Source organism: Dethiosulfatibacter sp., from assembly GCF_983023055.1.
On the sequence record NZ_CEZJXU010000264.1, the window covers coordinates 1 to 3,611 of the forward strand.

Annotated in this window: 3 protein-coding genes; 1 reads left to right on the plus strand and 2 read right to left on the minus strand. The window is 39.1% G+C overall.

Annotated features, from left to right (window positions below):
- Together AC3AX0_RS09295 and AC3AX0_RS09300 are read right to left on the minus strand one after the other, a co-directional pair.
- Positions 1 to 2,162: efflux RND transporter permease subunit (locus AC3AX0_RS09295; protein ID WP_487550017.1), on the minus strand; the 2,162-nt coding region annotated here is incomplete at its 3' end.
- A gap of 2 nt (positions 2,163 to 2,164) precedes the next feature.
- Entirely contained in the window at positions 2,165 to 3,277 is a 1,113-nt protein-coding gene (locus tag AC3AX0_RS09300) for an efflux RND transporter periplasmic adaptor subunit (RefSeq protein WP_487550018.1), read from the minus strand.
- Positions 3,278 to 3,497: 220 nt separating this feature from the next.
- On the opposite strand from AC3AX0_RS09300, the gene AC3AX0_RS09305 reads away from it, so the two are divergent.
- Positions 3,498 to 3,611, plus strand: a 114-nt coding sequence (locus AC3AX0_RS09305) for a rubredoxin-like domain-containing protein (protein ID WP_487550019.1), incomplete at its 3' end; no start/stop codon positions are given.

Here is a 3,611-nt window from a genome sequence, read left to right on the forward strand (position 1 = left end):
TTGTTCTTGTTGATATTAACATGAACCTCAGGTATTCCTTCCTCAAGAGATGTAGCTACCTCCCTTGTACCTTCAATCTGCATCATTATACCCTTAATTTCATTACTTATCTGCTCAAGGATTTCAATATCATTCCCCCTAATACTTACGCTGATTCCTCCGCCACCGAAGCCTCCTGCCATCATCATCGATGCCGAAGAAACTCCAATTTCAGCTCCTGCAATATCCTTTGATAGTTTTCTTACTTCATCTGCAACTTCAAAGGTTGATCTGTCTCTTTCTGAAGGATTCTTAAGCATTACTATCATTGATGCAATATTTCCCGAACTTCCTCCCATGGGACCCATGTTGCCTCCTGATCCTATGCTTGAGAATACATAGTCTACATCTGAGATTTCATAAAGAATACTTTCTATTTCTGTGACAACTGCTTCTGTTTCTGCAAGCTCTGCTCCAGTTGGAAGACTTACATCTATGTTCAGCTGTCCTTCATCTGTGCTTGGAAAAAATGAGGATCCTACAGTCACGAGAGAGGCCGCACTAGCAAAAAAGATTGCGATGCTCAGTACCACTACAATTATCCTGTGTCTCAATCCTGCCTTAAGTACTCTTTTGTATACCTTTCTTATCTTGTTTAGGAATCCTTTGTCAAGGTTTTCTCCCTCTTCCTCTGCATGAATGTCAAACTTGATGTTCTTTATTGTAAGAAGCTTTGATGACATCATTGGAATAAGTGTCAATGCAACTCCCAGTGAACTTATGAGTGCAAAGGTGATTGTCATTGCCAATTCCCTGAATATTGTAGATGTTATACCTTCAACAAATACTATTGGAAGGAACACCGCCACAGTTGTAAGTGTGGATGCAGTAACTGCTGCAGACACCTCATTTGCTCCTAGTACTGAGGATTCCTTTATGTTTAAACCCTCGGTCCTGTGCCTGAATATATTTTCAAGAACAACGATGGAGTTGTCTACAAGCATTCCTATTCCCAATGCCATACCTCCAAGAGTCATCATATTCATAGTAACACCTGAAAAGTACATGAGTATGAATGTTGATATTATGGAAATCGGTATTGTCAATGATATTATGACAGTAGATCTTATATTCCTTAGGAAAAGGAACAGTATAAGAACTGCCAGAAGTCCTCCCATAAGAGCACTCTGAATCATCCTGCTTATAGCCATATTAATAAAGTCGGCCTGGTCAAATACAGTCTTTATGACTATGTTTGGATATTCCTTTTCAAGCTTTTCTATCTCTTTGTGTACATTTCTACTGACATTTACCGTGTTTACACCAGACTGCTTCATTATTGATAGTTCCAGTGTATCAGTACCGTTAAACTTGGCTATGTTTGTTCTTTCGGTATTTACAAGATCAATTGTTCCAAGATCCTTAAGCTTGACTATTCCTCCTGTCATGAGAGGAATATTTGCATTTTTTATTTCATTAACGGATTCATATTCTCCAAGGGTTCTAACAGTTAGTGCCTTGTCCCCCTTGTAAACCTCTCCACCTGGAAGGTTCATATTGTCTCCTGCAAGAATCTGTGATATATATTCCGAGCTTAGTCCATATCCCCTTACCTTGTCCTCTGCAAGCTCGATTTCAACTTCTCTTTCGTAGCCTCCTAGAACGTCAACAGAAGCAACTCCTTCTATTCTCTCAATCCTTGCCTTAACAATATCTTCGGCTATATTTTGAGTTGTGAACAAGTCACCCTCGCTCTCTATTGTCATATAGAGTATAGGCATGGCATTTGGATCGAATTTGAAAACAGTAGGACTGCTTGAATCTTCCGGAAGATATCCTTTAACAAGGTCTATCTTCTCCCTCATTTCCAATGCAGCAAATTCCATGTCCGTACCGAAGTCGAACTGAAGTATTACTAGTGAACTTCCCTCCATGGAATATGACTGGATTGAATCTATGTTTTCAACTGTTGTTAGTACATCTTCCAAAGGCTTCGTTATAAGTGTTTCCATTTCCTCAGGACCTACTCCTGAATATGTTGTGGACACTACAGCAATTGGAAATTCAATTGAAGGCAGTAGATCTATGGGCAAAAGAGAAAGAGACACCGAACCCACAAGCATCACTATCATTATGATCATTACTATTGTAACGGGTCTTTTAACTGCAAATCTTGATAGCATTCCTACTCACCCCTTACAACTTTGACTTTTATTCCATCGCTAATATAATTCTGCCCCTTGGTGATTATCTTTTCGCCATCTTCCAGGCCGGATATTATCTCAACCATATATCCAGTATCAAGGCCTGTTTCAACTATTCTTTCAAAGACAACACCTTCTGATTCAACATAGACTATACTATTTCCATCCTTTTCAAGTACTGCATCTCCTGGAACTGAAATCACATCTTCCCTTAAGTCAGTATTAACTGTAATCTGTGCAAACATTCCAGCCTTTACCTTACCGTTGTTTTCAGCACTAATCTTTACTGGATAAAGATTGTTCATCATGTCAACTGAATCACTGACTGAAAGAATTACAGCCTCAGCATCTATATCTGCTGATTCAATTTGAAGATTCACCTTCTGTCCCTCGTATATTTTATTCACTATATTTTCAGGCACGTTGATTTCAATGACAACACTGTCAAGATCCATGATTATAACTGCAGCCTGTCCGTTTGAAGCCATTTCACCTGCTTCAATATTAACAGCTGTAACAGTACCAGAAATTGGAGCCTTTACATCAATATTATCAAGAGCGTCCATAGTCTGGTTGTATCCAAGTCTTGCCTGGTCAAGTCCTTTGGATGCAGCCTCAAGAGGCTTGTCTGAAGCGGCAAGCTCGGCCTGGTCGTACTGTGCTTTTGAAACCACACCTTCTGCGTAAAGCTCTTTGGTCCTTGCAAAGGAGTCCTTTGCCATGTTTATCTGCTCTTTGGTCATTTCATAACTTGCCAAGGCTCCGGAATAGGCTGCATAAGCCTGGTCAACCTGGTTCTGTATGTTTTCACCGTCAAGAATAAAGAGAAGCTGATCCTTTTCAACAGAGTCTCCCACTTTCACCTTCACCTCTTCGACTTCAGCCATGACCATAGGATTTACACTTACATCCTTGTCAGCAAAGACCTTTCCAGAAAAAGTATTTTCTATATAAAGCTCGTTTCTGTCAACTGTTTCAATCTCTACTGCTATATAGCTTTCCTCCACTTCTTCAACTTCTGCCTTGCCACCACATGCTGTCAACGCAAGGGCTAAAGCCAAGGTTAGAATTATCAAAATATGTTTCCTTTTCATATTAAATCTCCTAATTTATCATTCCGACCGACTGGTCAGTTCTTAAATGATAGCACATGTTCACAATTAATACAACCTACTCTATATCAACTTATTGTTTTATTTTCCTGAATTTCCTATAGCTTGATTTAATACCCATTTACTATTGTTTTTTTCGAGAATAGTGATAATATATATATATGCATTCTTTTGGGATGCTTAATTTCTAGGAGGTATTAAAATGGAAAACTTATTAAGATGTACCGCATGCGGATACGTTACTGAAAAAGACATGTTGGGAGATAAATGTCCCAAGTGTGGAGCTCCAAGGGAAAAATTCGAAGAATTAAGTGAA

Excerpts from the sequence above, each read along its gene's own strand:
- AC3AX0_RS09300 (WP_487550018.1), bottom strand. The coding sequence starts at position 3,277 with ATGAAAAGGAAACATATTTTGATAATTCTAACCTTGGCTTTAGCCCTT.